The sequence below is a fragment of the Desulfobotulus alkaliphilus genome (genome assembly GCF_007830435.1).
Taxonomy (GTDB): Bacteria; Desulfobacterota; Desulfobacteria; order Desulfobacterales; family ASO4-4; genus Desulfobotulus; species Desulfobotulus alkaliphilus.
In genome coordinates, this window is sequence record NZ_VLLC01000010.1 from 127,878 (window position 1) to 134,751 (window position 6,874).

The 6,874-nt window shown below is 52.4% G+C and carries 7 protein-coding genes; 6 read left to right on the forward strand and 1 reads right to left on the reverse strand.

Going from position 1 to position 6,874, the window contains the following annotated elements; genetic code table 11:
* Positions 1-236 precede the first annotated feature (236 nt).
* Positions 237-1,163: a TIGR01212 family radical SAM protein gene (locus LZ24_RS07930; protein ID WP_144684310.1), complete on the reverse strand. Its 927-nt coding sequence runs from the start codon at positions 1,161-1,163 to the stop codon at positions 237-239.
* 163 nt (positions 1,164-1,326) lie between these two features.
* On the opposite strand from LZ24_RS07930, the gene mnmG reads away from it, so the two are divergent.
* From mnmG to LZ24_RS07960, 6 genes are all read left to right on the forward strand, one after another.
* The gene (mnmG, locus tag LZ24_RS07935) at positions 1,327-3,201 is read left to right on the forward strand and encodes a tRNA uridine-5-carboxymethylaminomethyl(34) synthesis enzyme MnmG (RefSeq protein ID WP_144684312.1); all 1,875 of its coding nucleotides are present in this window, start codon (positions 1,327-1,329) and stop codon (positions 3,199-3,201) included.
* A 9-nt stretch (positions 3,202-3,210) separates the two neighbouring features.
* The gene (locus LZ24_RS07940) at positions 3,211-3,816 is read left to right on the forward strand and encodes an ABC transporter ATP-binding protein (protein WP_144684314.1); all 606 of its coding nucleotides are present in this window, start codon (positions 3,211-3,213) and stop codon (positions 3,814-3,816) included.
* 10 nt (positions 3,817-3,826) lie between these two features.
* On the forward strand, positions 3,827-4,621 hold the full coding sequence (locus tag LZ24_RS07945) for an ABC transporter permease (protein WP_144684316.1): 795 nt from the start codon (positions 3,827-3,829) through the stop codon (positions 4,619-4,621).
* A 115-nt stretch (positions 4,622-4,736) separates the two neighbouring features.
* Entirely contained in the window at positions 4,737-5,627 is an 891-nt protein-coding gene (locus LZ24_RS07950) for a DnaJ C-terminal domain-containing protein (protein WP_144684318.1), read from the forward strand.
* A 137-nt stretch (positions 5,628-5,764) separates the two neighbouring features.
* Complete coding sequence (hpt, locus tag LZ24_RS07955; protein ID WP_144684320.1) at positions 5,765-6,283, forward strand: hypoxanthine phosphoribosyltransferase; 519 nt, start codon at positions 5,765-5,767, stop codon at positions 6,281-6,283.
* 15 nt (positions 6,284-6,298) lie between these two features.
* Positions 6,299-6,874, forward strand: a 576-nt coding sequence (locus LZ24_RS07960; protein WP_186443000.1) for a zinc-ribbon domain-containing protein, incomplete at its 3' end; no start/stop codon positions are given.

Genomic DNA, 6,874 nt, shown 5'->3' on the forward strand with positions numbered 1-6,874 from the left:
ATGGTAATCAAAAAGCTTATCCTGCCTGTGGCGGGGAGGTTTTGCCGCCTCCGCACAGGGCAAGAAGCTCCCGAATCCGGCACTCAAGATCCTTGAAGCACTTTTGCTCCCGTAAAGGGCTTGAGCTTTTCAGCTTGAGTGCCGGATTGCGTCACGGGCAAATAGCCTGGAGCCTATGCATCTGTCTTGCAGGTATGATATGAAAAACGGTGCTGAACAGTTACAAAAAAACAAAGTTAAAAAGCATACCGGCTCCCCTGCCGGGTATTTCTTTTTTCCAGACGCGCCAGAATGGCATTGCGGGTTTTTTCCTTTTCCATGGCCCAGAGCGGTGCCACAAGCTCATCCCCATGGGGATCTCCGGTCAGGCGCTGGATGACCATGCTTGCCGGAAGAATCTCCAGAAAATCACAAACCGCCCTCACATAGGCCTCCTCTTCCATGCAGACATAATTTCCTGACCTGTACAGGGCCTCCAACGGGGTTCCCCTCACCACATAGAGCAGATGAATTTTCACCCCATCAATACCCATGGATGCCAGAACCCTCGCACTTTCCTGCATTATGGCATCATCTTCACCGGGCAGTCCCAGAATCACATGCACGCAGATGAAAATCCCCCGGCCACGGGTCATGGCCACAGCCTTTTCAAAGGATGCAAAATCATGGCCCCTGCCGATGAGGGTAAGGGTTTTATCATGCACGCTCTGCAGTCCGTACTCAATCCAGACCAGAATACCCTTTTTCACATAGCTTTCCAGCAGATCCAGCACCTCTTCACTGACACAGTCCGGACGCGTACCAATGGCAAGCCCCACCACCCCCTCCACGGACAGGGCCTCATCCCAGATGGCCTTCAGCCTTTCCACAGGGGCATAGGTATTGGTATAACTCTGGAAATAGGCCATGAATTTTCTGGCCTTGTAGCGCCTGCCCATATTGCGCTTTCCCTCAAGAATCTGCTCCCTGATACTTTTCCCCGCCCCCAGAGCACCTGTTCCTGACCCCCGGGGGTTGCAGTAAATGCATCCTCCGGTTCCCAGAAGACCATCCCGGTTCGGGCAGTTCATGCCCGCATCCACACTGATTTTCTGCACCCTTTCCCCGAAATGATTTCTTAAAAAGGCATTAAGATCATAAAAACGGGCATGATTCTGACGCATCTGAAACACTCCTTGACCCGGATAGCTACAGGGTCTTATACTTTAATGTTTTTTTAAGCTCTCAGCTCAGGGCCTTATACAGCAAAGGGACAGGGCAAAGACACTTTGCCCCGACCGTATGAAAATTCAGATACCACAGCACAGGGGAGATCACCAGAAAACCATGTCCCATATACCTGCATATGATATCCTTGTCATCGGTGCCGGTCATGCAGGCTGCGAAGCCGCACTGGCCGCCGCCCGCATGGGATGCCGCACCTGTCTCTTTGCCATTGATCTGGACAAACTGGCATCCATGCCCTGCAGCCCCTCCATCGGCGGCACAGCCAAGGGGCATCTGGTAAGGGAAGTGGACGCCCTTGGCGGAGAAATGGCAAAAATCAGCGATCTCACCGCCATCCAGTATAAAACCCTGAATACCAAAAAAGGACCGGCAGTATGGTCCACCCGCACCCAGAACGATAAAAACCGCTACCACAGGGCCATGAAACAGGTGGTGGAAAAATGTCCCGGACTGGATCTCCGTCAGGCCCTGATTGAAGACCTTCTGGTGGAAGACGGCCGCATTGCCGGTGTGATGGACCAGACGGGATTTGAATACAGGGCCAGCTGCGTCATCCTTGCCACGGGTACCTTTCTTTCCGGCAGGGTACACATCGGCCTTCGCTCCATGGAAGCAGGAAGGGCCGGTGAATTTGCCGCCTACGGCCTGTCTGCCAGCCTGAAAAAACTGGGCCTGTCTCTGGGACGCATGAAAACTGGCACCCCCCCCAGACTCAAAAAAAACTCCATTGATTTTTCCAAATTTACCCTCCACACCGCAGACAGTGACCCCAGACCCTTTTCCTTTTCATCCCTGAGTCCTTCTGCTCTGCCCCAGCTTCCCAGCTGGATCGGACACACCAGCGAAAAAAACAGGGAAATCGTGCTGGCCAATCTGGACAGATCCCCCCTCTATTCCGGCCGCATTCAGGGAGTATCCGCCCGCTACTGTCCTTCCTTTGAAGACAAGGCCGTAAAATTTCCCGACAGAAAAACCCATCAGGTGATCCTTGAACCCGAAGGCATTGACACGGATGAAATCTATGCCAGCGGGCTGGGCAACAGCCTGCCCATGGATGTGCAAATCTCCTTTGTCCGCAGTGTTCCCGGACTGGAAGAAGCGGATATCATCAGACCCGGTTATGCCATAGAGTATGACTATGTGGACCCCGTGCAGCTTCAGCCCACCCTGGAGACGAAAAGCGTAAAAGGGCTTTTTCTGGCAGGCCAGATCAACGGCACCTCCGGGTACGAGGAAGCCGCCGCCCAGGGCATCTGGGCCGGCATCAATGCCGCATGCAGAATTCAGGGCCGCCCGCCCTTTCTGCCGGACAGATCCGAGGCCTACATGGCCGTTATGGTGGATGATCTGGTTACCCGGGGGACCATAGAACCCTACCGCATGTTCACCTCAAGGGCAGAGTACCGCCTCCTGCTCCGGGAGGACAATGCGGATCTGCGCCTTGCGGAAAAGGGCCATGAACTGGGGCTGGTGGATAAGGTCGGTGTGGAGCGGGTGAAGGAATACCGCCGCCGGACAGAACTTGAAATTCAGCGTATCCGCAGCATCCATGTTGGCCCTGCTGCTGCCAACCCCTTTCTTGGGGAAAAAGGATCTTCGGAGCTGAAAAACGGTGTCCCGCTGGATCAGCTGCTTAAAAGGGCGGAGCTGGACTATACCTGCATCGAAGCCCTGGCACCGCCCGAAGAACCCCTGCACGAACGGGTCAGGCAACAGGTGGAAATCGGCATCAAATATGAGGGCTATATCCAAAGACAGATGCAGGAGGCTGAGCGCTTCCGGGACCTTGAAAAAATCCGCATCCCTGAGGATTTCTCCTATGAAGGTCTGCCCGGCCTTTCTGCTGAACTCAGTGCCAAACTGCAGCAAATCCGTCCGAGGACACTGGGGCAGGCTTCCCGCATGGAAGGCATTACACCGGCAGCCCTTGCGCTGATCCGGGTGGCATTGAAAAAAATACCGGCTTCAGCCTGAGGATATGCCATGTTCTCTGCCCGAAATATCAGAATTCATCACATCGGCCCCCTCTCCCTTTCACTCAGGGCCGGGGAGTGTGCCGGAATATCCGGCCCTTCGGGAGCTGGCAAAAGCATCCTTATGCGGGCCTTTGCGGATATGGAACCCTTTTCTGGCGATCTCTTCCTGAAGGACACCCCCCACCACAGGTTCTCAGGCCCGGAATGGCGTAAGAAAGTCGCCCTGATGCCTGCAGAAAGCCAGTGGTGGTTCCATACGGCAGGCGAGCATTTTCCCTCAGGGTTTCCCGAAGAAAATGCCGCTGCCCTTGGTTTTTCACCGGATGTCGGAAACTGGGAAATTCATCGTCTTTCCAGTGGTGAAAGACAACGGCTTGCCCTGCTGCGTATCCTGATTCACCGGCCTGAAGTGCTGCTGCTGGATGAACCCACAGCCAATCTGGACAGGCGTAACACAGAAGCCGCCGAAAATTTCATTCTGGCATACATGGAGAAAACCCGGGCTGCCGTGGTATGGATCAGCCACGATCCTGAGCAGTTGCGCCGGGTCTGCCATACCCTCTGCAAACTGGAAGACGGCAGGCTTACCGGAACAGGCAAGGTTCTGTATTGAAGGAGTTTGCATGGTAACACTCTCTCCATTTGATCTGGCACTGGCAGGGATCCTGATTTTCATCAATGCAGGTCTCTCCCTGCTTTTGCGCCTGAACATCGGCCGTCAGCTGATGGTAGCTGCCCTGCGCACGGTGCTCCAGCTTTCCCTGCTGGGTTTTGTACTGAAATTTATCTTTGATCTTGTAAATCCCGGCCTTATTGCCCTCATGGCCCTTTTTATGCTCGCCACTGCGGGCTGGGAAGTGATGCGTCGGCAATCCTACCGTTTTTCGGGTATATGGGGCTTCGGCATCGGCACCTCTGCCATGTGCCTCTCCTCTTTTCTCATTACCCTCTTTGCCCTCATCGCCATTATTGGCAAAGATCCGTGGTATGCTCCCCAGTACGCCATTCCCCTGCTGGGAATGATTCTGGGCAACACCATGACGGGAATTGCCATCGGGCTGGACAGACTCACCCAGACCGTCTGGGAAAAAAAAGCCGTCATTGAAACCCGTCTGATGCTCGGCCAGAAATTTTCCGAAGCGGTTTCAGATATCCGCAGGGACAGCATACGCAGCGGACTGATCCCCATTATCAATGCCATGAGTGTTGCCGGTATTGTCAGCCTTCCCGGCATGATGACCGGCCAGATCCTTGCCGGTGCTCCGCCCATGGAAGCCGTAAAATATCAAATTCTTATCATGTTTCTCATTGCAGGCGGGGCGGGTTTCGGCACGATCTTCGCCGTTGGTGCCGGTGCAAAGCGGCTTTCCGATGGCAGGGACCGCCTGCGGCTGGATCGCCTTGGAAAAAAAACATAAAGTCCCGACAAGGGCAGCAGAAGGCTGCAAATCTTGACACTTTCAAAAAAAACTCTATCTTTTTTCCGATAAAAAAAGACTATTATACCAAAAAGATAACCATCTGAGAGGAACCATGGGCAATTCGGATTATTATAAAATTCTCGGTGTGGACCGAAAAGCGAGTACGGAAGAAATAAAAAAGGCCTATCGTAAGCTGGCCGTAAAGCACCACCCGGATAAAAATCCCGATGATCCCGGTGCGGAAGCCACCTTCAAAAAAATCAGTGAAGCCTATGCTGTTTTAAGTGACCCTGAAAAAAGACAGCAGTATGATATGTATGGCTCCGCAGGCTTTCAGCAACGCTACAGTCAGGAAGATATTTTCCGAAATTTCGATTTTTCGGATATTTTCCGTGAATTCGGTTTTGGCGGCTCAGGCTTTACTTCCTTTTTTGGCGGTACCCGCAACGGAGGTGCCCGTTTTCACCATGCACCGGTAAAAGGACAGGACAGGGTATATCAGCTTCCCCTCACCTTAAGGGAAATGGCCGAGGGTGCCCGGAAAACCATCAGCTTCTCCATACAGGGGCAAAACGAACAACTGCAGGTCCGTATTCCCAAGGGCATGCTGCCGGGTAAAAAAATCCGTCTTGCGGGCAAAGGCAACCCCAGCCCCGGAGGCGGCCCTCCCGGTGATCTTTATATTCAGGCATCTTTGATTCCGGACCCCGTTTTCCGCCATGAAGGTCAGGATCTTTTCATTGACCACCCCATCGGGCTGACGGACGTTCTGCTGGGAACCCGGATTCGTGTCCCTACCCTGGAGGGCAAGGAGCTGGAAATCAGCGTATCCCCCGGCACCCAGCATAAAACCCGGATGCGCATTCCAAACCGGGGACTTCCGAAGATGCAGAACCCGGATCAAAGGGGAGATCTTTACATCAATATCCTCGTCAGCATGCCCAGAGACTTAAGCAGCGAACAAAAAGAACTGATCAGAAAACTCAAAAATACGGGCCTTTAAAAACTTATCTTTTTTCAAAAATCCACCGGAATCCGGCAGATCGGTTGACTTTCTGCCAGATTCCGGATATTTTTTTCTTTGTAGATTAAAAAAATGTATAAAAAAATATACAAAGACCTGTAAGGATTCTATTTTTCATGACCGAACTCACGCCCGTACTTTCCGAAGAGCAGATTCATACCCGAATCAAAGCGGTGGCTCAAAAAATTTCCGAAGACCACGAAGGAAAAAACCTGATCATGATCGGCGTACTAAAGGGAGCCTTTATATTCCTTGCAGATCTTGTCCGCCAGATTTCCATTCCCTGCACCATTGATTTCATCGGTGCTTCCAGCTACGGAAAAGAAAAAATGTCTTCCGGCCATGTTCTGATCACCAAGGATGTGGACCTTAACCTTGACGGGGCCCATGTGGTTCTTGTGGAAGATATTGTTGACACAGGACTCACCCTCAGCCATCTGATCAAACATCTGGAAAACCGGGGGGCGGTATCCGTAAAAATCTGCACCCTTCTGGATAAGCACGAACGCAGGGAAAACAATGTTCCCCTGGACTATGTCTGCCACACCATTCAGGAAGGCTTCATTGTGGGATATGGCATTGACTACGCTGAGAAATATCGCCACCTGCCAGCCATCTACCATATTCAATCCTAAGGAGAGGAAAGCCGCATGATCATCACGTGCGAGGCCTGCGCCGCCCGATTCCAACTTGACGATCATTATATTCAACCCACGGGCACCAAGGTACGATGCGCCAGATGTCGGCACGTATTCACCGCCTTTCGGGATCCGGAACCTCCTGTCAGCGAGCCGGAAGATGATCTGCTGAATATTGATGATATTCAAAAACCCCTCCATGCTGCCCCGACTCCAGCCATAAAAGATCCGGACATACCAGAAAGCCCTGAACAATCCTTCGGTTCTCTTCCCGATCTTGCGCCCCTGCCACTGGACGATCTGCCGGAAGAAACGGTCCTTCCTTCTGTGGACATTCCTGTTCTCCCTGAAAATAAAATTGGTTTCCCCGATACGGAAGCCATATCCCCAATTGTTGAAGACAGCCTCAAAAATCAGAATTCCGCTTGGGAGACAGAACCCGATACCAAGGGAGAGGAAGACATATCCTTTAATTTGGATCTGGACATGGAACAGTTGCCTGAAGATAAAATCGGTGAACAGGAAAAGGAAGACATATCCTTTGATCTTGACCTGGGGGATGAAACACCTGAAGCACAGGAAGATACT